Origin of the sequence: Dickeya ananatis, assembly GCF_019464615.1 — a bacterium.
Classification (GTDB): domain Bacteria; phylum Pseudomonadota; class Gammaproteobacteria; order Enterobacterales; family Enterobacteriaceae; genus Dickeya; species Dickeya oryzae.
This window is the reverse complement of record NZ_CP040816.1, coordinates 544695-568587: the sequence shown is the minus strand read 5'-3', so window position 1 is coordinate 568587 and position 23893 is coordinate 544695. Positions and strand designations below refer to the sequence as shown.

General features: G+C 51.3%; 23 protein-coding genes, 1 tRNA gene and 1 pseudogene. 10 read left to right on the top strand and 15 right to left on the bottom strand.

All coding sequences use genetic code 11. The annotated features are described in order from the left end of the window. Window positions 1–43 precede the first annotated feature (43 nt). Genes FGI04_RS02435 through FGI04_RS02415 form a run of 5 tightly spaced genes read left to right on the top strand, consistent with a single transcriptional unit; the run spans window position 44 to window position 6337 of the window. On the top strand, window positions 44–1642 hold the full coding sequence (locus tag FGI04_RS02435; RefSeq protein ID WP_407336195.1) for an ABC transporter substrate-binding protein: 1599 nt from the start codon (window positions 44–46) through the stop codon (window positions 1640–1642). Window positions 1643–1656: 14 nt separating this feature from the next. Beyond that, window positions 1657–2604: an ABC transporter permease gene (locus tag FGI04_RS02430; protein WP_342699900.1), complete on the top strand. Its 948-nt coding sequence runs from the start codon at window positions 1657–1659 to the stop codon at window positions 2602–2604. Then, the gene (locus FGI04_RS02425) at window positions 2597–3424 is read left to right on the top strand and encodes an ABC transporter permease (RefSeq protein ID WP_407336194.1); all 828 of its coding nucleotides are present in this window, start codon (window positions 2597–2599) and stop codon (window positions 3422–3424) included. Before FGI04_RS02430 ends, FGI04_RS02425 begins: the two co-directional genes overlap by 8 nt. After that, window positions 3424–5100 (top strand): dipeptide ABC transporter ATP-binding protein, encoded by a 1677-nt coding sequence (locus tag FGI04_RS02420; RefSeq protein WP_407336193.1) that lies wholly within the window; start codon window positions 3424–3426, stop codon window positions 5098–5100. The genes FGI04_RS02425 and FGI04_RS02420 overlap by 1 nt, the downstream gene beginning before the upstream one ends. Window positions 5101–5107: 7 nt before the next feature. After that, window positions 5108–6337 (top strand): M20 family metallopeptidase, encoded by a 1230-nt coding sequence (locus FGI04_RS02415; protein WP_342699902.1) that lies wholly within the window; start codon window positions 5108–5110, stop codon window positions 6335–6337. Between the two features lie 199 nt (window positions 6338–6536). On the opposite strand, the gene FGI04_RS02410 is transcribed toward FGI04_RS02415, so the two are convergent. The 3 genes from FGI04_RS02410 to FGI04_RS02400 all read right to left on the bottom strand — a co-directional run bounded on the left by FGI04_RS02410 (window position 6537) and on the right by FGI04_RS02400 (window position 8711). Continuing rightward, window positions 6537–6845, bottom strand: coding sequence for a YciI family protein (locus FGI04_RS02410; RefSeq protein WP_407336192.1), 309 nt, complete (start codon window positions 6843–6845; stop codon window positions 6537–6539). Between the two features lie 288 nt (window positions 6846–7133). After that, entirely contained in the window at window positions 7134–7757 is a 624-nt protein-coding gene (locus FGI04_RS02405; protein WP_407273926.1) for an FMN-dependent NADH-azoreductase, read from the bottom strand. A 180-nt stretch (window positions 7758–7937) separates the two neighbouring features. Then, window positions 7938–8711 carry an alpha/beta hydrolase gene (locus tag FGI04_RS02400; RefSeq protein ID WP_407336191.1) on the bottom strand — a complete coding sequence of 258 codons (774 nt, stop codon included), beginning with the start codon at window positions 8709–8711 and terminating at the stop codon, window positions 7938–7940. A 172-nt stretch (window positions 8712–8883) separates the two neighbouring features. On the opposite strand from FGI04_RS02400, the gene FGI04_RS02395 reads away from it, so the two are divergent. Further along, window positions 8884–9924 carry a GlxA family transcriptional regulator gene (locus FGI04_RS02395; RefSeq protein WP_407336190.1) on the top strand — a complete coding sequence of 347 codons (1041 nt, stop codon included), beginning with the start codon at window positions 8884–8886 and terminating at the stop codon, window positions 9922–9924. A 49-nt stretch (window positions 9925–9973) separates the two neighbouring features. Here the strand turns inward: FGI04_RS02395 and FGI04_RS02390 are convergent, their stop codons facing one another. The 4 genes from FGI04_RS02390 to FGI04_RS02375 form a co-directional block, all read right to left on the bottom strand. Continuing rightward, the gene (locus FGI04_RS02390) at window positions 9974–10195 is read right to left on the bottom strand and encodes an acyl carrier protein (RefSeq protein WP_012885859.1); all 222 of its coding nucleotides are present in this window, start codon (window positions 10193–10195) and stop codon (window positions 9974–9976) included. A gap of 18 nt (window positions 10196–10213) precedes the next feature. Next, entirely contained in the window at window positions 10214–11650 is a 1437-nt protein-coding gene (locus FGI04_RS02385; RefSeq protein WP_407336189.1) for an AMP-binding protein, read from the bottom strand. Next, window positions 11647–12765 carry a membrane-bound O-acyltransferase family protein gene (locus FGI04_RS02380; protein WP_342699953.1) on the bottom strand — a complete coding sequence of 373 codons (1119 nt, stop codon included), beginning with the start codon at window positions 12763–12765 and terminating at the stop codon, window positions 11647–11649. The genes FGI04_RS02385 and FGI04_RS02380 overlap by 4 nt, the downstream gene beginning before the upstream one ends. 129 nt (window positions 12766–12894) lie before the next feature. Beyond that, on the bottom strand, window positions 12895–14034 hold the full coding sequence (locus FGI04_RS02375) for a D-alanyl-lipoteichoic acid biosynthesis protein DltD (protein ID WP_407336188.1): 1140 nt from the start codon (window positions 14032–14034) through the stop codon (window positions 12895–12897). Between the two features lie 799 nt (window positions 14035–14833). Between FGI04_RS02375 and FGI04_RS02370 the strand changes: the two genes are divergently transcribed. Then, window positions 14834–15598, top strand: coding sequence for an SDR family oxidoreductase (locus FGI04_RS02370; RefSeq protein ID WP_407336187.1), 765 nt, complete (start codon window positions 14834–14836; stop codon window positions 15596–15598). Between the two features lie 31 nt (window positions 15599–15629). Next, the gene (locus tag FGI04_RS02365; protein ID WP_407336186.1) at window positions 15630–16511 is read left to right on the top strand and encodes a bifunctional transcriptional activator/DNA repair enzyme AdaA; all 882 of its coding nucleotides are present in this window, start codon (window positions 15630–15632) and stop codon (window positions 16509–16511) included. A gap of 14 nt (window positions 16512–16525) precedes the next feature. On the opposite strand, the gene FGI04_RS02360 is transcribed toward FGI04_RS02365, so the two are convergent. The 5 genes and pseudogenes from FGI04_RS02360 to FGI04_RS02340 form a co-directional block, all read right to left on the bottom strand. Beyond that, window positions 16526–17734: an MFS transporter gene (locus FGI04_RS02360; protein WP_407336185.1), complete on the bottom strand. Its 1209-nt coding sequence runs from the start codon at window positions 17732–17734 to the stop codon at window positions 16526–16528. A gap of 620 nt (window positions 17735–18354) precedes the next feature. After that, window positions 18355–19095: a hypothetical protein gene (locus tag FGI04_RS02355; RefSeq protein ID WP_407336184.1), complete on the bottom strand. Its 741-nt coding sequence runs from the start codon at window positions 19093–19095 to the stop codon at window positions 18355–18357. Then, complete coding sequence (locus tag FGI04_RS02350; RefSeq protein ID WP_407336183.1) at window positions 19092–20720, bottom strand: RNA-directed DNA polymerase; 1629 nt, start codon at window positions 20718–20720, stop codon at window positions 19092–19094. Before FGI04_RS02350 ends, FGI04_RS02355 begins: the two co-directional genes overlap by 4 nt. A gap of 305 nt (window positions 20721–21025) precedes the next feature. Beyond that, window positions 21026–21469 (bottom strand): annotated as a pseudogene (locus FGI04_RS02345) (tyrosine-type recombinase/integrase); the annotation flags it as partial. 134 nt (window positions 21470–21603) lie between these two features. After that, window positions 21604–21852 carry a helix-turn-helix domain-containing protein gene (locus FGI04_RS02340; protein WP_038905386.1) on the bottom strand — a complete coding sequence of 83 codons (249 nt, stop codon included), beginning with the start codon at window positions 21850–21852 and terminating at the stop codon, window positions 21604–21606. Between the two features lie 99 nt (window positions 21853–21951). Here FGI04_RS02340 and FGI04_RS02335 point away from each other — a divergent pair, with 99 nt between their 5' ends. Continuing rightward, a complete protein-coding gene (locus tag FGI04_RS02335; protein WP_038911772.1) occupies window positions 21952–22185 on the top strand; it encodes a type II toxin-antitoxin system RelB family anti-toxin in 234 nt (77 codons plus the stop codon). A gap of 101 nt (window positions 22186–22286) precedes the next feature. Then, on the top strand, window positions 22287–22553 hold the full coding sequence (locus tag FGI04_RS02330; RefSeq protein ID WP_168366298.1) for a helix-turn-helix domain-containing protein: 267 nt from the start codon (window positions 22287–22289) through the stop codon (window positions 22551–22553). A 101-nt stretch (window positions 22554–22654) separates the two neighbouring features. Here the strand turns inward: FGI04_RS02330 and FGI04_RS02325 are convergent, their stop codons facing one another. From FGI04_RS02325 to FGI04_RS02315, 3 genes are all read right to left on the bottom strand, one after another. After that, the gene (locus tag FGI04_RS02325) at window positions 22655–23059 is read right to left on the bottom strand and encodes a type II toxin-antitoxin system YafO family toxin (RefSeq protein ID WP_168366299.1); all 405 of its coding nucleotides are present in this window, start codon (window positions 23057–23059) and stop codon (window positions 22655–22657) included. Beyond that, window positions 23056–23349: a type I toxin-antitoxin system antitoxin YafN gene (gene yafN, locus FGI04_RS02320; protein ID WP_038908834.1), complete on the bottom strand. Its 294-nt coding sequence runs from the start codon at window positions 23347–23349 to the stop codon at window positions 23056–23058. Before yafN ends, FGI04_RS02325 begins: the two co-directional genes overlap by 4 nt. Before the next feature lie 350 nt (window positions 23350–23699). Further along, window positions 23700–23775 (bottom strand) — tRNA-Thr (locus FGI04_RS02315). Window positions 23776–23893: the final 118 nt, after the last annotated feature.

Sequence of the window (23893 nt, the reverse complement as noted above, 5' to 3'; positions counted from 1 at the left end):
AGTAGCAAATAACAATTAGCAAACAGCAGAAGAGGAAACCACGATGTGTGCAATGAAAGGAATAAACAGACGGCAGTTTATTACTCACACCACGCTGATGACTGGCGCAGCCATGCTACCGTGGTCATTCCATGCTAATGCGGCTGACGCCAGCGTCATGACGGCGGGAGGGACGCCGCAAAAAGGCGGCACCCTGCGTATCAGCGTCGATCAGGCTATCAATATGCTCAACCCCCAGCAGGCGCGCGTCAACCCCGAGTACCTGCTGGCTGAACTGCTCTACAGCGGCCTGACGCGTCTGACACAGGAAATGAAGGCCGAACCGGATTTGGCTATCAGCTGGCAGCCCAATGCTGACCTGACGCAGTGGACATTTACCCTGCGTCCCAACCTGAAATTCAGCGACGGTACGCCGTTGACCGCCGAGGATGTCGTCGCCAGCCTCTCTGCCATTCTGGATCCCAAAAACGCGTCGCCGGGGATGCGTAACATTGGTCCCATCAAAGAGTTACATGCCGATGGCAACGACAAAGTGGTGATCGTAACCCTGGCACCTTACGCCGACCTGCCCGTGATGCTGGCGTACCCGGACGCCAGAATCGTCCCCGCCGCCATCGCGCAGGGGCAACTGGCACGGCTGTCCAAAGAAGCGCTGGGCGCTGGCCCCTTCATCCTGTCTTCCTATGAGCCAGAACGCAAAATCGTGGTGAAGCGCAACCCGTACTACTACGACCCGAACCGCCCGTATCTGGATGCCGTGGAGATCGTGGTTTATCCCGACGCTATCGCCGAAAGCTCCGCGCTGATCGCCGGTGATACCGACCTGATGCTGGCGGCACAGCCCAGCGAGTTCAAACGCCTGTCCGCCGCCTCGGGCATCCAGCCGCTGCGCGTCCCGTCGGGCCAGTTCCTCAATATCAACATGGGTTGCGACCAGAAACCCTTTAACGACGTACGGGTACGCCAGGCGCTGGCGCTGTGTATCGATCGCAAAGCGATGGTCGATTTCGTCGCTGACAGTTACGGCACCCCGGGTAACGACACGCCGATCAACGCCTCGTATCCGTGGTATCGCAACCTGCCGCTGCGCCAGCCCGACTACGCCAAAGCCAAGGCGCTGCTGGCAGAAGCCGGTTACCCAGACGGACTCGATTTAACCTTGGTCGCGTCAGATAAACCCGCCTCCCGTACCCAGTTGGGGATCGCGGTACGCGAGATGGCCAAGCCTGCCGGTTTTCGTATCAACGTGCAGACCATGGCCCACAGTACCTATCTGGACCAGGTGTGGAAGAAGGGTAACTTTTACGTCGGCTTCTACAATATGCAACCGTCGCCGGACGCCGTGTTCTCGCTGCTCTACACCTCCGATGCGGCCTGGAACGAAACCCGCTGGAACAATGCCGATTTTGACGCCGCCGTCGCCGGTGCACGCGGTACCACCGACGACGCCAAGCGTCGGGAGCTCTACGGTAAAGCGCAGCAATTGATACATGAGCAGGTGCCATCGGTCATTCCAGCCTTCTTCAACCTGCTCTCCGCCAGCCGGGACTCTGTGCGCGGCTACGCGCTGCATCCGCGTGCCGCCGTGTTCCGCCTCGATCACGTCTGGCTGACGGCGCAAGCGTCGACACGCCGAAGCTGAGCTAAGGAGCGGCCGTGAGCGCAAGCTATCTGTTAAAACGTCTGCTGTTGGTGATCTACACCCTGCTGGTGGTATCCGTACTGGTATTCAGCATTACCCAACTGCTGCCTGCCGACGCCGCGGTCACCCTGCTCGGCCAGCATGCCACCCCTGAGGCGCTGGCGGCGGTCAGAGCCCGCCTCGGGTTGGACGCCCCTGCCTGGGTGCAATACTGGCACTGGCTGGCGGCGGCGTTGCACGGTGATTTCGGCGTCTCCATGCGGACTAACCTGCCGGTCGCGCCCGCGCTGCTCACCGCCCTATCCCGCTCGTTGTTGCTGGCGGCGTGTGCCCTGTCGCTAATGCTGCTGGTGGCGCTGCCGCTCGGCGTCTGGGCTGCGGTCAGAAAAGGCAGACTGGCGGATGTGCTGGTCAGCGTGCTGTCTTACATCGGTATTTCCTTTCCCGAGTTCGTCACCGCCACGCTGATGTTGCTGCTGTTCGCCGATATCTGGCAGTTGCTGCCTGCGACCGGTTATGTTCCGCTCAGCGAGAACCTGATTGATGGCGTGCGCCATCTGGTGCTGCCGTCGGCGACGGTGGCGATGATTCTGGTCGCGCATGTCTCACGTATGGTGCGCTCGGAAATGGTGGACGTGCTGCATACCGACTATATCCGGGCAGCCTGGCTGAAAGGGTTGCCGCGCCGCCGTATCCTGTGGCGCCACGCGCTGCGCAACGGCCTGTTACCGACCATCACTATCGTGGCATTGGACGTGGGTTATCTGCTCGGCGGCATCGTGGTGGTGGAAGAGATCTTCGCTATTCCCGGTATCGGCAGGGAGCTTCTCGTTGCGGTGCAGGCGCGCGATCTCCCCACCATTCAGGGCGGTGTGATGATCCTGGCCGCCACCTATGCGGTCGTCAATTTTCTGGCCGACCTCGCCTACGCCATGCTAGACAAGCGGATTCACTATGTTTGACGTACTCAAAAAACTACTGCGTACCCCGCAAGGGGCCGCCGGGCTTGGCATCCTGCTACTGGCGCTGATTACCGTGTGCGCGGGCGTTCATCTGGCCCCTGCCGACCCGGAGGCTATCTCGATTCTGGCGCGCTATAAAGCGCCGAGCGCCATGCACTGGTTCGGTACGGATCAGTTGGGACGTGACATCCTCAGCCGGGTGCTGGTCGGTGCCCGCACCACCATTCTTTATTCGCTACTGGCTACCTCACTGGCGATGGTGGCAGGCTCGGTTATCGGCACTGCCAGCGCGTATCTGGGTGGCAGAATGGATGAAGGCATTATGCGCACCATGGACGCGGTTATGTCGATCCCCAGCCTGCTGTTCGCCTTATTGATTGTCAGCACACTTGGGCAGAGTAGCCTGAATGCGGTGCTGGCTATCACCATCGCCTTTGTACCGGGCATGGTACGCATCGCCCGCAGCGTGGCGCTGGCCGCGCGCCAGCAGGATTACGTCAATGCCGCCATCGCCCGCGGCGAATCCTCCAGCTATATCATCCTGCGGGAGATGCTGCCTAACATCGTGGCCCCCATCATCGTGGAATCCACTATTCGCGTGTCGTTCGCCATTATGCTGTTCGCCACCCTGAGCTTCCTTGGGCTGGGCGCACAACCACCACAACCGGAATGGGGGCTGATGGTATCCGAAGCCCGCGCCTACTTCTTTAACGCTCCCTGGATGATGCTGATCCCCGGGCTTGCGATCGCCATCGTCGCTATCGGTTTCAACCTGCTTGGCGATGGGCTACGCGACGTTCTGAATCCGAGGAGCCACTGATGGACAAGCACGACGCCACCTTGACGACGACATCCACCCCCGTGCTGGCAGTTAACGATTACAGCCTGGACTACGCACTGCCGGACGGTTCGCACCTGCCGGTACTGCGGGACATTACCCTGCACGTGAATCGTGGCGACGTGGTAGGGCTGGTAGGGGAATCCGGCTCCGGCAAAACCACGCTCGGCTGGGCCATTATGCGCTGGCTCGCCAGCAATGCACGGGAGCGTGCTGGCGAGATTCACCTCGGCGGTTTAAATCTGCGCACGTTGGCGACGGACAAACTGCACGCGCTGCGCGGCGGAAAACTGGGGATGATTTTTCAGGACCCCAGCGCCTCGCTCAACCCTACCCTGACGCTGGGGGAACAGGTGACGGAGGTGCTGCGCCGTCACCGTCACCTCAATGCCCGGGAAGCGCAGGAATACGCCGAAACCCTGCTGCGCGATGTTGACCTGAAACATCCGGCGCTGATGATGCGGCGCTACCCGCATCAGGTTTCCGGCGGTGAAAAGCAGCGCATTCTGATCGCTACCGCCTTCGCCTGTCAGCCCGACTGCCTCATCTTCGACGAACCGACCACCGCACTAGACGTGATAAGCTCAGCACAGATACTGGCGTTGTTTGAACGACTGCGGGAAGAAACCGGCGTAGCAGCCTTGTATATCTCTCACGATCTGGCACTGGTCTCTCGTGTCACCGACCGCGTCTGTGTGCTGGAAAAAGGCCGTATCGTTGAACAGGCAGACGCCGGGGCGTTGTTCAGTGCGCCGCAGCACGACTACACCCGTCGGCTGATCGCCGCCGTGCCGAATCCCGCCGTGCGTCTACTGGTTGAAACCACGCCGTCCCCCCAACCTTTACTTACCCTGAGTGACATCACCATCCAGTACGGTCACCACCGGTTGCTGGATAAGTTGCTCAAGCGTCAGCCCCATCAAACCCGCGCCGCCAACGCGGTATCGTTCACCGTACATGAAGGTGAGATTCTGGGGGTTGTCGGTGAGTCCGGCTCCGGCAAGTCGACACTGGCCAAAGCCATCACCGGCCTGGTGCCGTTTAGCGGTGAGCTGGATTTTCGCGGCTACACCCTGCACGGCCGTGCGCAGATGGATAAGGACTACCGCCGTCGGGTGCAAATGATCTTCCAGCACCCTGACGCCTCGCTTAATCCGCGTATGCGTATCGGCGACATTATCGCCCGCCCGCTACGGCTGTATGGTCTGCCCAACAGCGAAACCGAAACACAGGCCGTCGCCCGACTGCTGGAGGAAGTCCGCCTGCCAGCGTCGATGGCGTCGCGCTATCCCCATGAGCTGTCAGGCGGACAAAAACAGCGGGTGGCGATCGCCCGTGCCTTCGCACACCCGCCAGAACTGGTGATTTGCGACGAGATCACCGCCGCATTGGACGTCTCGGTGCAAGCGACCGTGATAGAACTGTTACTGGAACTGCGGCGACGCTACGGCACCGCCTACCTGTTCATTACCCATGACCTTAATTTGATCCAGCAGGTGGCCCATCGTATCGCGGTGATGTATCGCGGCGACGTGCTGGAGATCCTGCCGGGCCATGCCATGACGGAGCAGGCGCAGCATCCTTATACCCAAGCCTTGCTGTCCGCCATCCCGACACCCGGTGAGTTATCGCCTGCCCCACACTCATACACAGAATGAAACCATCATGACGAAAGAACAGTTACTACAGCGTATCGATACCGAATTTTGTCTGCGTTTTCTGGCAAACATGGTGCAACACAAAAGCTACAGCGCCACTGACGGCGAACGTCAACTGGCGGAATTCATGGCCGAGCGAATGCGCGAACTCGGGCTGGAAACCCAGCTTACCCCCGTACCGGGCGGGCGGCTCAATGCCATCGGCACGCTGCGCGGCATAGGCGGCGGCCACAGCCTGCTGTTCAACGGCCATCTGGACACCAACCCGGTGACGGAAGGCTGGACGGTGGATCCGTGGGAAGGAAAAATCGACGACGAATTCATCTACGGTATCGGCGTGTCCAATATGAAATCCGGCGATGCCGCCTATTTCTGTGCGCTGAAAACGCTTATCGATGCGGGCATCAAACTGAAAGGCGACGTGGTGCTAACTTACGTGGTCGGGGAGTTACAGGGCGGCATCGGCTCCATCGCAGCAATTGAGCAAGGTATCCGCGCCGACTATTTCATCAATGCAGAACCGACCGACATCCAGGCACTGACCATGCACGCCGGCTCGTTGATGTTCACCATCGAACTGACCGGCGATACTCGTCATCTCTCCAAACGTGAGCAAGCGGTGGATGCCATCGCCGCGGCCGTGGAGCTGATCCCACAATTGAACGCCATGACGTTCAGCGGTGCACAAAGCGACGAACACCGCAGCATCAACCGCTGCCATGTCGGCACCGTACACGGTGCGCTAGGGCGCGACCTTGAAGAGTGGCGGCCGCCGCAGGTGGCAGACTTCGCCCGTCTCAAAGGCTCCGCCCGCTTCGCACCGGGTCAGAGCGTCGCCAGCGTGCTGGCGGATATTCAGGCTTTGCTGGATGCGCTCTGCGCCCGCTACCCCGGTCTGAAAGCGGAATTGTTCGACGACGGCGAACGGGATAAGCCCACCATGCTGCCGTTCGAAGTGTCCCGTGACTCAGCGATCGTGCAGGCGGTTAACCGCGCCTATCAACAGGTGCGCGGCGAACCACAGCCCAGTGGGGCCATCACGCCGCCCGCGTTTTACGGCACCGACGCCGCCCATTTTTATCAGTTGGCAGGGATGGAAGGTATCGTGTGTGGTCCCGGCGGCAAGTTCAACACCATGCCGGATGAACGCGTCCACATCAGCGATTTTCTCGATGCGGTACGCATCTATCTGCTGGCGATACTGGAGATCTGCCAGCCGGAGGAGGCGCTGTCATAACCGCGTCTGCGCCGCCCGCTGGCCTGTCATCACCTCGTCTTGCCAGCGGAGCGGGCGCGGATGGAGGCCCCCCCCTGACAAGAGATAGCACTATCCATCAAAACACTATCCCCGCCGTTTATTCCGTTAAGCGGCGGGGATTCACACTCGACTGCATCGGGAGAAGGATGGGAAGTCCCGCCCTCAATCGACACCAGCATTACAACGCTTTCGCGTTTCCAGCCCAACCAGCATGGAAGTGACCAGAGCAAAGCGCCGGTTCAATGGTGCTGATGAGTACCCGTACCAACCCCAGTTTGACGAACGGATCATCTGACAACGCGACCTTGACCGCCGATGAGTCCGTCCCGTAGGCCAGAATAAATCCACCGAGTCCGTTCTCTAATGGACCGGCAAAAATGATATTCCCGAGCTTGATATTATCCACAAGCCATTTTTTATGTGCATCAATATGTTGTTCAAGTTCGTCTTTCGGGCTGGAGTACTCAAGAGTAATGGCATATAACATAGCAGTTACCTCTATCCCCTTCATACTTCAAGTTGCAGGTGTGTTGGCTGCGTTACTCGGCCCATTTTATGGGCCTCGCCCCTTCGGGGCCGCTGCCAGCAGCGTTCAAATCGGCTTCGCCAATTTGTCACTCACCCCAGTCACTTACTTGTGTAAGCTCCTGGGGATTCGCTCGATTGCCGCATTACAAGGCTCTAATGAGCCTTGCCCTAAAGGGCCAACGCGTGGCGTTGTTCAACACGCAAGCGTGTTGTCCTGCAACTCGAATTATTTTGGGTATATAATGGATTAAACAGCGAGAGTATTAATCACTGACTGGATGGATGACCTGGCATTCTCAATTTCACGATTTTTTATTTCATCGCCTTTTGATGCCCCTTCAGCACGAATAAAATACACATCATGAATACCGAGAAACCCGAAAAAGGCCTGAAGATAGCGTTCCTGAAAATCCAGACCGGCAAAAGGGGGCTTGCCATAAAAACCGCCACGGGCAGAAACGATAATAACGCTTCTTCCTGCGGATAATCCGACAGGTCCGGTTTCAGTATATTTAAATGTCCTTCCTGCCTGCGCAATTCTATCCAGCCAGGCTTTCAATTGACTGGAAACGGAAAAGTTATACATCGGCGCACCAATAACGATGACATCACTCGCCAGAAACTCTGACACGAGTTGTTCTGACAATTGGTGCTCCTGCAACGTTGCGCTGTCTGGCGCAGCGGCGTCTGCCTGACGGAAACCAGCGACAATCGGGCCAGTAAGGTGGTGTATTTCCTGTGCCACCACATCGCGGTAAGACAGTACGGCATCTGGATAACGGTGGGTGAGTTGTTCAATAACCTCAGCGGAAAGCTGCCGTGTTACTGAACCATCCGCAAGAATACTGGAATCTATATGTAATATATTCACGACAACCTCTCTTTATATTTAAACGCGACCATCATTCATACGTTAAAACATTCATACGTTAAATCATTCAGGCATCAGAACATCGGCAATCGAATTACGCGCCATAATATGTATCCATACATCACTACAGGCGAATCAGAACAACTACCGTCTATCAACCTGAATACAGGACGGACATCATCATTTAATGGCTTTGGCTGCCTTATCAATAAAACTTGCGACAGCATCCGGGTGTGAAATAAGAGACATATGGCTGGATGCTATCGATATAACATTTGCACCAATCTGCCCGGCTATTTTTTCCTGAACAACATGCGGTAACGCGTTGTCATTTTCAGTTAATAAATACCACGACGGTTTATCTTTCCATGCAGCGTGCTGCACTTTATCGCCAAACGCTTTTGCTGCCATCGGCTGTTGCACTGCGGTTAATGCCTGCACTTTTTTTAGCGGCACATCCCCCGCCATCACCGCCTGATACTGGTCAGGATTATCCAGCCAGATTAACCCGTTTGAATCCGCCGTCATCCCTTCCATCGGTGCATGCAAACGCTGCAATAAATCAGCAACGGACTCTCCACTGTCTGGCACCAGAGCTGATAAATAGACCAGCCCTCGCACGTTTGGCGCATTACCCGCCTGAGTGACGACAGCGCCTGCCCACGAGTGGCCCACCAGCAGGACATCACCCTGTTGCCTTTGCAACACACGCTCGGTAGCGCCGACATCATCGGCCAACGACGTCAGTGGGTTTTGCACGGCGGTGACATGGTAGCCCATGCCTTGCAACCGGCTCGTGACAGCCGACCAACTGGAACCATCGGCGAATGCGCCATGAACCAACACAATATTTTTAATTTTCGCGGCCTCCGCAATAGAGTGAACACTGGCAAAGAGAAGCAGCCCCAGCCCAATAGCCAGTGTGCGTAGCCAGGCGGTGCGGGAATTCGTCATAGACGCTCCTTTGGCAGATGAATGAATGGTGATCGCGGGGTTTTCCTGGTGTGGTTACCCTTGCGATACGGGATGATTGAAGTGTAATCAGCATGAGCGTTTGTAGTAAGATGGCAAAGTTGACATAGTTCATGCAAAATTCGCCAATATTCCTCGACAGGAAAACACCCCCATGCGTATCTCGATTCTGGCGTTACCGGGCAGTATGTCGTCCGCCATCGCAGGGCTGGCCGATATGTTCTGGATGGTCAATCAGGCGCTGATCTCGCGCCCGCAAGGAAATACTGCTACCAGCGCCCCTGGCGTGACGTTTGAAACCGCGATTGTCAGCGCTGATGGCAACCCCGTGCGCGACGCTCAGGGCCGCCTCATCTATGTCGACAGTTCATTTGAGGCGGTTGGTCAATCAGACATTGTACTGGCCACAGGCATGATGCTCGGCCCGGATAAACTGCCACTGGCCGCGACATCCGTTGGAGAATCGGCCGCCTGGCTAAAACAGCAATACCTGAACGGTTCCCTGATAGGCGGTGCCTGTGCAGGCAGTTTTATTTTAGGTGAAGCAGGACTGCTGGATGGACGCTTTTGCAGCACCACCTGGTGGCTCTATCACACCTTCAAGCAAAAGTACCCGAAGGCAAAACCGGTATGGGGTAAAGCACTGGAAGAGCAGGACGGCATTATTACGACCGGTGGCCCCTTATCCTGGGTTGAACTTGCCCTGCATATTATTCGGTATCAGGCAGGTCCCGACATCGCCAGGATGGCGGCAGACATTGCCGTTGCCGATAGCCAGCCGCTGTCACAACGTATTTATGCACCGCAGGGATTTATGAATACGGTGGACCCGTTATTGCTGCATGCTGAACATCTGGTTCGATACGAAAACCCGGCCATGACAGCAGAAGAGTTGGCCCGTGCGCTAAATTTCAGCGACCGGACGCTACACCGAAAGATTAAGGAACTTACCAACGAAAGCCCTAAAAACTTTATTACGCGCGTGCGGATAGAAACGGCCTGCCTGCTGCTCGAAAACCCGGCAGCCAACATTAAGCGGGTCGCTCAGGCCTGTGGTTACAGTGAAGATACGGCATTCAGACGCGCGTTTTCACAATTGATGGGGATGACGCCCGTGCAATATCGCAAATGGGCGATGTTAAGAAACGATAAAACCGCAACACCCGATCTGGCTGAAAAAAAAGACCCCGAATGACAGCATCCGGGGTCTTGAAACGAGACGAGTATTCGCCGTTTATCCAGGTTTAACCGCGATGCTCTTCAATGTAACGAGCCAAATCAGCCGGGGTCTTCAGAACGGTGGCAACTTCGGTTGGCGGGATCATGCAGCCGTAAACGTCCTGCACTTCCAACACCAGATCGACGGCCAGAATCGAGTCGAGGATATCGGACTCAATCAGTTCATCATTAAACCCCACTTTACGGGATAAGACCTTTTCAAACAGGGCGAGTATCTCTTGTTCCATCATCATTTCCTGGTGTCATCAATTAGTGCGGGCATGAGTATCCAGCAGTTTACGATCTATTTTGCCGTTAGGATTCAGCGGCAACGCATCTTTAATAATAATCTGAGAAGGCACCATATAGGGTGGAATCACCTTCGAAAGCGAGGTTTTAATCGCATCAGGTGCCAGTTTCGTGACGCAGAACGCGGCAATACGCAACACCCCGCCACCTGACTTCATTAACGGCAGTACCACCGCTTCACTAATATCAGGCATCGCCAGCAGGCGATTTTCAATCTCGTTGATTTCGATACGGTAGCCATTCAGCTTGATCTGGCTGTCGTTGCGGCCCTGGCAATACAGGACACCGTTTTCTTCATAGCCCAGATCGCCAGTGCGATAACCACGGAACTGCTCGCTCTCCCGATGTAACAATTTCGCCGCGTTCTCCTGCGCTAACCCAAGGTAGCCACGCATCACGTTCTTACCCCAGATAATCAGCTCACCTTCGGCGGTAATTTCCATGTGGGAGTCCGGCATCATCGCCCCAACCGGCAGTACATCGTTTTCACTGCGCAGGATGTCATCGGTAATTTCGATAACCGTGGTAGCGATGGTCGCTTCGGTGGGGCCATAGGAGTTGAGAATTTTGGCATGCGGGAAACGACGGCGTAGCTGTTTTACCAGCGCCTTATTCAACACTTCGCCAATAAACACAAAAACGTTCAGACTCGGTAAATAGTCACTGTTGAACTGTGGGGAGAGCAAACGTTGATAGGCAAAAGACGGCGTGGAAACCCAGGCAGACACCGCGTTGTTTTTCAGTCGCTCCAGCCAGTTCTCCGCCGCGATATCCTCTTTCGCATTCAGGACGATGTGTCCGCCGGTCGCCAGGTTCGCCAGCAACGGGATCAACGAGAGATCAAAGCTGAATACCGCATGGTTCATCAATACCGGCACTTCTGGCAGGGAAAAGTCCTGACGCACCCATTTCATGAAGTGCCACAGGCTCTCACGCCCAATCTGCACACCTTTCGGTTTGCCGGTACTGCCTGACGTGAACATGATGTAGGCGAGGTCCGGCTCGGCCAGCACCTGCCCTTCCTCACCGGTGGCGATGAACTGCTTCGTGGCCACATCGTAATAGTAAGGGGCTTTCGCCTGCTGGCAGATTTCCCGCAGACGTTCTTGCGGGTAGATGCAATCCACCGGCACGTAGGGAATGTTATGCAGCAGGCAGCTATAAATCGCCACGGCAAATTCTGCCTGTTGATGCCCGTATAACACGACCGGTGTACCAGCAGGCTGCTGGCAATCCTGATAACGCTGCTGCCAATCGCTAACGGCGACCGAGAGCTGCTGCCAGGTCATTGCCTCATCGCTACCGCTAATCGCCAACTGGTGTGGGTTCGCGGGCTTGAGTAGTACCGCATGCAAGAAATCTTGCAGTTCCTTAAGCTCGGAGTGATAGTTCATAGAGGTGACATTCCGCTAAAGATGTAAAGAGATACAGCGGCGCTTGCCAGCGTCAGAATTCGCCCCAGGAACGCAATGACTGGACGTTGTAACCAGTTGCTGAGCGTTGGACTACGTTTGGCTGACCACTGCAACATATTGTGTGCAACAGAAATGGCGCCAAACAGCGCGCCGCTGATGATATAGTGTCGTTCAAGTCCGTTCCATGCCCCCATACAAAACAGGGTGCAAAAAATACCAATATTTTGTGCCAGCGTTTTGTTCTGTCGGAAAAAATCGATTTTCATCAGATTCATATAAATCGGCATAAAAACCACATCCCTTAGCCATTCGGACAAGCTAATGTGGAAGCGACGCCAGAAATCTTGCGGATTTTTAGCCAGGATCGGCATATTAAAGTTCGCCGGGATGTGGAGGCCAAATAAGCGCCCCGCCCCAATAGCCATATTGCTGTAACCGGCAAAATCAAAGTAAAGGTACGCGCTGTAAGCCACCGACATCACAACGCCGACGCTTAAGGTAAACGGGCGATGACTCCACGACTGAATGACCAGGCTATCAATCAGCGTAGCGAACAGGAATTTCTGGATAATACCGATGAAAATCTGCTCCATGGCAGGTAAAAATTGCTCGCGGGTGATAACAAAGGACGGCTTATTAATATCCGTCACCCAGGCTCGCCAGCGATACATCGGCCCTGCAGAAATAACCAGCGGCATAAAGAGATAGCAGAAATAATGCAGGAAATTCTGGCCGTCTTTTTTGGTGCGATACAGTAATACGTCAACGGCGCGAAATGTCATAAACGACAAGCCGATCATCCCCCAGTGGTTGTTCAGGTGTAATTTCACCAAAAACAACGGCAGCAGCGTCAACGTTACCGCCTGCCAGGTCTTTAACCAGCCTTTTTCTTTCAACGTGACAATAATATAAAAGCTCAGGAAAACTGCCACAGGGACAATATAATCACCCTGGAAAATATATCCCCAGCCTAACAACACCAGCGCAGAAATGGCGGATAAATAGGTCAGCCGGTAATGCCATAGCCGATTAATCAGCACAAACAACAGTGCTAATCCAAACAGGCAGAAAAAAAATGTTCCGGAGCTATACATCATTCATCCTTCAGAACTTTTGATATTCAAAATGCACTTGTAAACTCATGCTGTCATCAACAGAGGTCCACGCCACGATGGTCACCGCCAGCAAGAGATAAATAAAAAAAAGGCGAATCGCGTATTTCATCATTTAAAACTCTCAGCAATAAAACGGTCCATCACCACCCATGCTGGCTCTGTTGGATGCAGGCGGTCCCAGTTCCAGCCGTTCTGATAAGGCATGGCGTACATATCAAGATAAGGCACCTGATTCTCATCCAGCATCGACCTGATTTGTTTATCAATCGACTGGAACTTCTCGGAGTTTTTAATCGCCCACGGATTAATCGCATCCACAATCACTACCACCTGAACGTGGCGCTCTTTGAGCAGCTTGATTGTTGCCTGGAACGCGTCCATTTGTGCGGGAAATAGTGGTGCGTCGTCCCATACATCCTGTGTCGGATCGTCATCATAGACAGACTTATCCATCCAGAATGTCGCCGCACTTTGCTGACGAGATTTATTCAGTTCATGGGCATGAGCCAATTCATTATCCCAGTTGGGAACAATTTCAGGCGAGGGCTTAACCGGCCACGGCCGTACCGGTTGAGGCTCAATCCCCAGTCTTGCCAGCCAGTCTTTTTTTATCATTTCGCAGAAAATCGCAAACTGATAGCTCACTTCCTGCCAGATAATTTGCGGATGCCAGCCATAAACGCGCATCTGAGCGAAGGTTAAATGGCTGACCTCGTCGATGTTGAGATTCTGTAAATAACTCACCAAAAAGCGGCGCGGTTCAGGATCGTCCATCAGGGGATTAAACATCGAAGGCGGGAAATTATCGGCAAAAACAGCCCCCGGAACACCATCACCGTAAAAACTATCGGGTGCCAGTTGCAACACCACCTTACTGTTCGCGTTCAGGTCGTTTTTAAAGCGCGAGAGCAGTAAAAAATGCGCAACATTATCGAAATACGCATCACCATAGGCGACTACCGGACGGCGCAATTGATTATTAAAGTAATTATAAACAGCGTAATGCTCATCGTCGGATGTAGAAACTTCCGACGCGCCGATAAAGAAAATCGCATTCCCTTGTAATGCATGAGAAATAGTCGCCATTTTCTCTTTGAGTTCTTTGGGCGTACCGTCCAGGCTTGTAATCAATGGCTGGAAATTAAGCGGCGGATCGAAGCTCGTCACCAACGGGGGAACGCTAAGAACCAGAATGGCGAGCGTCGCCATCAGGAGATGTAGGCAGATAGTATTTTTAAGTTTCTTCATAAAAGTAAAACTATATGACTTCAATTTGTTTGAGATTCGTTAATTTCTTATCTTCACACGACGTCGATTACTGTTTTTTTACGACACTATATACCAGGCTAATCTTCGATGATGAGTGTTGCTGTGTAACGGTATGTACAGTGTGTAGACGGTTGACCTGGCAAGACTGATATCACACAGAAATGAACGCTAAAACGCGAAGGAAGAGGTACCATTATCATTCGCACTTGCACGACCTTCTTTTGATTCAGCACGGTAGTATCAGGGCCTGAAGGGCATTGTTGAATAAACCGAGTTGTTGTCAAACCGCAGAAAAACATTAACTAACATCATGATAAAAAAAGGAACTTCAAACAAAATAAACGTGTCATAGCCACCATCTCAGAAAATAACCACCAAAACCTTATAATTTCGACTCTTTCACTTTCGCCAAAAAAGCATCGACAGCAGGGTTCGGGAACTGACGTCACCGCACATTTATTGCGATACATTCGCCGCTGTACATGCGTTGCGATACCGTCACCTGAATGCCAACCCACCGCAGTGGCAGCGGTACCTGCCGCCTCACCACGCTGACTAATTTGCGCGCCTATGATAAGTGCACACCTTCTCTGACAGAATTATCCTGCATCAACAAACGCACGAAATCCGACCATGCCGACGTTAAGGCATCCCCTCCGTCTGGCCCGATGTAAAGACAGCAAGATCCGGGTCGCAGGAAGGCGCTGCACTCCCCATACTTCGCCTACCCCCGCCACACACCATCAACGTGAACATGACACATCCGGAGGTTTTCACCATGCCTGACTTGTCTGACAAAACAGCCATTATTACCGGTGCCAGCTCTGGCATCGGGTATGCAACGGCCAAACGGTTTGCTCAGGAAGGCGCTCGCGTTATCGTGGGTGCCCGACGTCAGCAAGCGCTCAACACGCTGGTTGAGGAGATAACCCAGGCTGGCGGTCACGCGGTAGCCTTAGCCGGTGATGTCAAAAGCGAGGCTTTTGCAAAAGCGCTGGTTGAGCTGGCGATGGATTGCTATGGCGGGCTGGATATCGCCGTTAATAATGCCGGGACCACTGGAGAAACCGGCAGCATACTGGACATGAGTCTTGCCGAGTGGGAAGACACCTTGCACACGAATTTGACGAGCGCCTTTGTTGGCGCTAAACACCAAATTCCGGCCATGCTCCGCCGGGGTGGCGGATCGGTCATTTTTACGTCAACCTTCGTGGGCTATACCCTCGGCTTGCCGGGTATGGCGGCTTATGCCGCGAGCAAGTCTGGGTTAATCGGCCTGACGCGGGTGCTTGCAGCGGAGTTTGGCGCTCAGGGGATTCGGGTAAATGCACTGCTACCTGGCGGGACGGACACACCGATGGGACAGGCCTTCACCCGCGACCCGGAGTCGCTGGCGTTTGTTCAGGGCCTTCATGCCTTAAAACGTCTGGCACAGCCGGAAGAGATTGCCGCATCAGCCCTTTATCTTGCGTCTGATGCCGCCAGTTTCACCACCGGCATTGCACTTCTGGCTGACGGCGGCGCCTCCATCTGCCGCACCTGAATAACGACCACTAAGGGGATGGAAGATGACGATGCCAGACTACACACACTCAGACGCTGCACATTCAAACTATGAACATTCAGGCTATGCGCGCATCGCCGATGCCATCACGTTCATCGCCAACCATGTGAACAGCCAGCCCACACTCGATGAGATTGCCGCACACGTTCACCTGAGCCCTTTCCACTTTCAGCGGCTGTTTAGCCGCTGGGCTGGCGTTACACCGAAACGCTTCTTACAGGTGCTGACCCTCGAACGGGCCAAAGCGCTACTGCGCGAGTCAAGACCGCTGCTTGATGTGGCCGACGCCGTGGGGTTAAGCAGTAGCTCGCGGTTGTACGACCATTTCGTTCATCTCGAAGCGGTAACACCGGGGGAATACAAACAACAAGGTGCGGGCCTTATCATCGAATACGCCGTTCATTCCACGCCGTTCGGTAACGCCTTTATTGCCGTGACACCCCGAGGCATTTGCAGCCTTTCCTTTCTGGACAACAAGGATGCCGGAGAACCACTGGCAGCATTGCATCACACCTGGCCACATGCCGTGATGCATAACAATCCGCAACGGACACAAACGGTGATAGACACGCTGTTTGCCATGAAAACACCACCGGATCGCCCGATTTCATTGCATGTGACCGGCACCAACTTTCAGATTAGCGTCTGGAAAGCGCTGTTACAGATCCCCCCGGCCACTGTCGTCAGCTATTCTCAGGTGGCCGATGCCATCGGCCATCACAACGCGGCAAGAGCGGTGGGACTGGCGGTCGGTGCCAATCCGGTCGCCTTCCTGATCCCCTGCCACCGCGTCATCCAACAAAGTGGAAAAATCGGCGGCTACCACTGGGGAGAAACCCGAAAACACGCGATACACGCCTGGGAATCCGCCAGGTATGAAAGGTATGAGTAACTCGTGCAGCGGCGTTAATCGTACTGCCGTTGTCGGTCCCAGGCCAACAGACGCCGAAGCCACCAGAGGAGCAGTGCCAGAATGGCGATGCCACCAAGTACCGCAAACGCTGTGCGGTAGGAGTAGGCCGCGGCAATATTCCCTGCAAGCGCGGGGCTGAATGACGCCCCGATGCCTTGCAGCAACATGACAACGCTCAGCCCGGCATTGGTATGCCCGCTGCCTTCCAGCAACCTGACGATATAACCGGGGACCGCCACCCCCAGAAGCCCCGCCGCCACACCATCTAATACCTGAACCGGTATCATAAAAAATGGCCCGGCGGATACCGATGCCAGCGCGGCACGCAGCGGCAACACGATTAACGCCAACGTAATCAGCACCGCGTAACCGTATTTATCCGCTTTGGCGGCAGCAAATAACGCCACCGGGATCATCACCAACTGGGAAATAATGACGGTCGCTGCCGCATACACGCCCGCACTCATTTCGCCATCAGGCATCGCGGCCACCCGCATGCTGAGCATCGGCAGCAAGGCGGCGTTGGCGAGGTGAAAGAGCATCAGTGTTGCCCCGGTCGTCACCACTGCCGGGTGCGTGATAATGACAGAAAGCCTGGGTGCCGAGGCAGCATCGTCAGCGCCGCTTAACCCACGGGCCACACGGTTATCGATATCACCATGTCGGATAGCCAAAACCGCCAGCGTGGCGCATATCGCCATACCGGTCATCAGGATAAAGACGACATCGGTTCCCCAGTAGATCACCAGCGCGCCCGCTAACATCGCCGCGCTCATGTTCCCGCCGTGATTAAACGCCTCGTTCCTTCCCATCTGATGGTTAAAGCCAGACGGGCCCGTCAACCCCAGCGTAATCCCGGTCAACAAGGGCGCAATAAAGGTGGCGGATACCCCAGTTATCACCTGAGAGAACCCCACAACATACCGATTCGGGAAAAACCAAAGCAACAAGGTCGCCGCGGTGATGAGCACGCAGCAGGCAACGAGTCCCGCCCGCTTGTTGCGCGACGCATCCGCAGCCAGCCCGCAAGGCATGGTGGCAACCAGGCCCGCCAAACCACCGACGGTCATGATCCAGCCGATGTCATCGGCTTTCCAGTGATGCTCGGTGAGAAAAATCCCCAAAAAAGGGCCAAGGCCATCTCTGACATCGGCCATGAAAAAATTCACTAAACATAACGCCTGAAGTGATCGTAAAGGCATCGGAACCCTTTTTATGTTGCTAACCATCATGGTTCAGCCTGCCTGAGATCGGCGGCCTGCGCCATAGCCGAAAACGCCCCCCAACCTGTCAGTGGGATAAGTTCTGCTGGATACTGAGAACGGGCATCACTCCCCCCTCTCGAAAAATGAAAGTAATCGGCTTTCAAGTCAGTTGTATGATACACAACGGTAACATTAGGCAGCGGCTGTGGTTGTGCTGGATGATGTGTTCGGCGAGGTGCTGTGTATGCGTAGGCTGTGCGTTTTGGGATGGGGAGGATCACTCCAAGGTATCGTTCCTGAAGCTGCGCATCTCCTGCCGATGATTTATTGACTCGATGTATTAGGGCCAGAAGCGGCCTTAGACCATCCATGCACCTGCATTAAAACTGCCCCATGAATCGGGCGAGTGCGGCGGGCGGGGAGAGAGTTGCGAGCTGAGGCTGATGATATTATTTCCTTTAGTTTAATTTGATATTTAGGCTTTATTAGTGAGTAGAGATATTTAGAACTAAGTATTTTCATAAAAACTGCCGCATGAAAAATCAATGTTTTTATTTATTATGAGAATCTATTTAGAAAAAACCGCTGCAATGAATTGCAGCGGTTTAGTATGATGTCTAACGTTGCATTTCAGTTACTATGAAATTTTCCTCTGTAATAGAATTCATTATCTCAAAGTACAATTCTTCAGGCTGAATAAATGCTAATTCCTTGCAAAGACTGACAATGGAGTCACTATAAGTGATACCCATTCGAGGATTGAAAAGCTCAAAACTCTTGATGTTCCTTTTATTTTTTGAGTAAAAGTTTAAAGTAAAATATATTAGCACCTGTCTAAGATCGTATACACTAAACTTCCTGTCACCTGATTTTATTTCAACAAGAACATTTGAATAATAAATATCGCCGTATGAATTATTAATTACCCCGCATCCATCGAATTGTGGAGATACTTCAACTTGATTTTCCATACCATATCGAGAAAAAATATTTTTCGCTATTTCCCTGATGGTATTATACTCAATCATGCTCAAAGGTAGTTTGAAGTTAGAACCGTAAGCGAACCTCTTTAAGTAATCTTTTGTTTGTTCAAAAATGGCTTGAAACTCATGATTGTGAAATAGGTCTTGTGCTGAAAGAATATTTCTATCAAGTGAATTTTTTTGTATGGCTGTATATAAGTTAAATGCGCACTCATTGACAAAAACGTTATTTGACCTGTTGGCGCTATCATCCAGAGGAGGATAAACATCCTCTATGAGACTGCCGTTAATGATACGTATGAAGTTATTAGCATTCGGAAGTAATTGATTCCAGAATGAAGTGAATTTTCTAGAAAATGTTAATTCGGAGATCATAGCGCGTCCCCAAGATTTCTTGCGGTTTGTCTTTGGCTCGCCCAGTCCCTGTAGATTATCTCTATAAAATTAAAAGATTTTTTGTTGTGTTCTCTCCAGTGTTTTCCTTCATCACCTAAGATGTAACTGGAAACAATCAATAATCTTCTCTGTAATGGATGCATCGTAGAAAAGTTCTTTTTGATATCAGAAAGCCATGCGTAAGAATTGATTTTTGCCATTGACTGAGTGACGATATTCTTGACTAAGATGCTTTCTGAGTTGTTATTGTAAATTTCACTAAGAATTAGAGTCGATTTTTCTGTATTTTCTTTAGAGAGCATTCGAGCTACATAGGCTAAGTTAAGCTCAGTGCTCAAAATATATGAATCTTCTTTGATTAATGTATTTATTTTATCAAGAATAATACCTTTTGTTTCTATACTTAATTTTTTCCAGTTGGAATTAGCCACTTGAATTATAGTTGTAAATATTGGATACAACTCGTGCAAGTTATTGAACATTACTTTGAAAGCACTGCTTATTATTTCATCAGAAGTTGCTGAGAATGCCTTTATTAAATGTTTGCTAAAAGATTGGTTGATTTTTGATTTTTGTAATTCGCTACTCAACATAGCTAACAAGTCGAAATCTTTTAAAGATTCCTTGATTTCTTCATATTCTTCGATTGCATTCGCTGAATAAGGATCAAATCTTATAGGTAGGCTCATAAACTTAGCCTTCATAGGAGATTCTTCGTCTTCATCATTGCCATGCAATTTAGCTTTAGTTACTGAAAGGAACTCTTCTTTAGTAACAATATTGGTTTTTTGTCTCTGTAAAGTTAGCCCTTCATTTTCCATCAATTTTTTACTAAGCAAAGTTAAAGTCTTATGAGCATACTCTCTGGAGTTACAAAAGATAACAAAATCGTCAACATAACGTTTGTAGTTAATCTTATTCATAGACAATAATTTATCAATGGAATCTAGAGCTAATTCTGCCAATATTCTAGATGCAGGGCACCCAACTGGTACTCCATAAGATTTTGTTTCACTAAATGTCTGTAGTAATTTCTTAATTTTACCAGCATATTCTTTATTGGGGTCGATTCTGTCTAACGCATTTTCTAAACGATGGTGATAAATACGTGGATAAAAATCTGCTATATCGCATGTAAGTACATATTTGACTTCATCTTTAGTACATTCAACAATGCTGTCTTCTTGATATTTTCTCCATGAAGTATCTTTATCAAAAAGAGAGCCCTCAGCAGGGTTTGGCTTGAAACGATATGAATAAACCTGCGTGTTGATAGATCTGATCCTTTCTATATCTCCAGCGATTTTTAAAACTACACCAAGAAAAAAAACATTCCAGAATGGATCAATTTGAGTTGCCCACCTGTAACCGTAATAGCCAATACTTGAAAAGCTATTAATCATGTTTGGTGGAATCTCTATCCGTTTATTTTCAAAATCATTAAATGTTTCCATTAATGCAGTTTTTACTACATCCTTATTATCTTCAAACAACCGACTTTCGAAAGGATAAGGAAAAATATCTGTATCACCGTGTTTTATAATATTTTCTAATGCGAGATCAAAACAATTCTCTAATTTGTTACTATCAAATTCATTGTTCATTAATAACCCCTTTATTTGGCTGCCGTTATGATCGTGACTGGGACAAAATGGTGAGTTGCTCTAAATAAAAACATATGCTTTATGAACTTCATTTTATCTATGAATCAACGCAATTTTCATAGCATCTTAATAATAAACTGGAGCATTAAAAGGCTTTGCTTGCGATAGTCAAAATTCCATTACAACTAACTCACCTCGACATAAATAACATCATTATCGGAATGGCAGAATAAATTAAAATTATTTTATAAAATAGATAAGAAATTTTGTATTGCATGTTCAGCACTCCGAGTGATTATCCATAATCATCCATTAATCAAAATGTAATTTGAATACCACTGCATCATATCGCGGCGCTTATCAATATATTGAGCATGATTATACGTACCTCTGATATTATTCTTATCGATGTGAGCAAGCTGCATTTCAATCCAAGCCGAATCATATCCTTTATCATGAAGGATGGTAGATAAAGAATGTCTAAAACCATGGCCAGTAAGTTTCCCACCATAGCCAATACGCTTGATAACCTGGTTAATACTCGCCTCACTCATAGGCTTGTTCGGATCATTCCGCCCCGGAAAAACATAACGATAGTTCCCTGTCATGATCTTGAGTTCATTGAGTAAATCTAACGCCTGAGTCGATAAGGGCACAAGATGCGGCCTGCGCATTTTCATCCTTTCTGCAGGAATTTCCCAAATAGCGTTATCTAGATCAAATTCCGACCATATAGCAGCACGTAAATCTTCTCCATGCACGTGGGGTGCTTGTTTGCCACAGGGCCAGACGCCGCCGTCTCCCCCACTCTATTTGGGAGTACCCCCAACTCATTTCATTCTGCCACCGCACTACGGTGGCATTTTTCGGGTATAGCTTGGCTTTAATCGCCGTTAATGTCTTTTCCCTGTCGTTGAGGCGTCACGCGTCGATAGCGCGACGGCCAGATTTCTTGCGGTGTTTTCTCTACTGCCTGCGCAATCAGTCTTTCCCCTTTCGGCCAATGCCGGGATAACGCATTCGCCAACGTTGACGAGGCCAGCCCATGCTGGCGTGATAGTGCCGCCAGCGTGGTGCCCCGTTTTCTTAATGCGGCAATGATATCTGCCGGATGCCAGTCACCTGTTTCCATTACTGCTCTCCTTTTGTCCGCAACCAAATATCCCATTTTGGGATATATCGAAACATGCCAGATATTCGATTTTAGGATATTCGTCAAGAGCATCATGTTATGGCATCAACTTATTCAGCCGAGTACCAGCGCATTATCAAAGCCCTGCGCGCAGCCAGAATCGCTCAAGGCGTGACTCAGGCAACGCTGGCACAAGCTCTTGGTAAACCACAATCCTTCATTGCCAAAATCGAGAACGGCGAGCGCAGGCTTGATATTGTGGAATTCATACACATCAGCCGCCTGCTTTCACTCGACCCTATCGCACTCTTGCACCCGCTACTGAACAGGTAGTCACAGCGAGTCCTCTTTTCTAGACAGCGTTAAAAATCCTTTTTTGGGATAAAACGAACTATCACCGATAGTGCACCAGACCCGCTTTCGAGACTCAACGCATGGCTTCCACCTACACCGCTGAATATCAACTCGTTATCAAAACGCTGCGTGAAGCGCGTATCGCCAAAGGCATCACACAGGAAATGCTGGCGCAGGCGCTGGAACGCCCACAATCGTTTATTGCTAAGGTCGAAAACGGGGAACGCAGGCTGGATGTGGTGGAGTTTGTTCAACTGGCTCGTTTGCTGGCGCTTGACCCCGCTCAAGTGCTTAACAGCATCCCTTTCAGGCTCAAGCCGCTGAGTTATAATAGGAATGAAATATGAAAACTAATTTATTAAGATAACCCATTCCATCTTTACTGATACCCCCAAATATACCCCCAACTGCTTTTGCGCCCCGAACACTTGGGTGTTTTTTAAATAATTCAATACTTCATTCTGAATGCTTCGGCCATCACACCTATCTTGTGCATGTGGTTATTATTTCGCGCCATCTTATGCGCTTCGGGTTTCAGGATGATAATCAGCAGGTAGGCATCTGGATCACTGGCACCATGGCAGTACACCAAGTGGGCCTGATCGCTGGTTCGCTTGAACTGGCGTAAAAACTTAGGGAAAGGGGCATCTGCATCAGCAAGATGAATATGCGACACCTGCTCTTTTTTCACCAGGGGATAGGTTCGGTCATCATCATAAGGGGCGTCACGGCCAAAGGTATCCGGCAACACGCCCTCTTTTTTATACGACAGAAAATCCGCCACTAAATCATCCAGCTCTTGCGGGCTTAATTGCTGGCGGATAAGCGTTGATTTGAAAATCCTGATGCTCATTCAGAGAACTCGGTCAGATCCTTGTCCGAGGCGTTTTGCAGCAGTGTCTGGCCGTTCTGCGCAATCTCGTTTAACCGTTCAGCGCTTGGACGAAAACGCGCAGCGGTATGCACCCTACCCTGCTTCTCTTCCAACAGATCGATCAGCTCTTCAAACACCTTAGCGCTGACCATGTAGCCAGCCGGACGGTTGTTCGATAGCACCGCGACAGGTTCATCAATAAAATATTTCGCCGGGTTTTTTCTTAACTCGGTGATGTTGATAGATTTTTCAGCAAGAATGCGTTCCATAAATCACCTGTAAAATGCCTGTTTTAGTGATCATTTTAATGTACATTAAAATAAACATCCAATTATACACTCAAAAAATAGACAGTACTAATACCACGGCCCGGTGTTTAACCGACTGCTTTGCTGGCAATGACCCCACCCAAGTGCTTAACAGCATCCCTTTCAGGCTCAAGCCATTGAGTTAAGCTTACCCTCGGCAACGGATCAGCGCATACAGCCCGCCCGGTAAATAGCGATTAATAGGGTCTGTAACCCTAGACAATTAATAGAGCTGTTCAGGGTAATGGCGCAAATACGGCACAGCAACGAAAATGAATCGTGGAATAATTTATGTAACTTATTGATTTAGATGGTGCCGATAATAGGAGTCGAACCTACGACCTTCGCATTACGAATGCGCTGCTCTACCAACTGAGCTATATCGGCCCTGAGAGCGTCCCGCGAGTGCGTGACGTGAACTACGGGGTGACAAACTAGTCAAATCATTACGGCAAGTCAATACTTACACGTATCGTCTGATGGTTTTCTAAGCGTCTTGCCCGAC